The organism is Pedobacter sp. 05L430 (genome assembly GCF_056397585.1).
In genome coordinates, this window is record NZ_JBFTNT010000604.1 from 1 (window position 1) to 645 (window position 645).

Sequence of the window (645 nt, forward strand, 5' to 3'; positions counted from 1 at the left end):
ACCTTGGTTTAAACGATACTGATCCCAGAGATTGGCCTGAATTTAAAGGCGATTTCAAATCAGACTATTCATGGCTATTGGATACACTTAAAAAACAAAATCCCAATGTAAAGCTATTTATATGCAAACTTACACCCATATTTAACGGCCATCCAAGGTTTAAATCTGGTACACGCGATTGGTATTGGCAAATTCAGGAACAAATTATTGAAATAGCTAAGGCTAACAATACTGGCTTAATTGACCTAACATCGGCTTTATATAACAGACCCGATTTGTTTGCCGATAATCTGCATCCCGATAAGGAAGGAGCAGCCATCATCGCAAAAACTGTTTACGGAAACCTTACCGGCAATTATGGCGGACTTGAACTTCCGGAGATCTTTACGAATCATATGGTGCTTCAGCGCAATAAACCAATAAGTATATATGGTAYAGCAAATAGCAGTGAACAGATAAAAGTTTTGTTTAATCATAAACAGCTTACCGCAGTTGCTGATAATTATGGCAAATGGAGGGTTCAGTTTACCGAAATGTCACATGGCGGACCATATGAGTTAAGTGTGCAATCAGGCAATAAAACCATTTCTTTAACAGACATTCTTATTGGCGATGTTTGGCTATGTTCAGGGCAGTCGAATATGT

The 645-nt window shown here is 38.4% G+C and carries 1 protein-coding gene; it reads left to right on the forward strand.

Annotated features, from left to right (window positions below):
* On the forward strand, positions 1-645 hold a 645-nt coding region (locus AC1DG9_RS27575; RefSeq protein WP_477635766.1), incomplete at both ends, for a GDSL-type esterase/lipase family protein.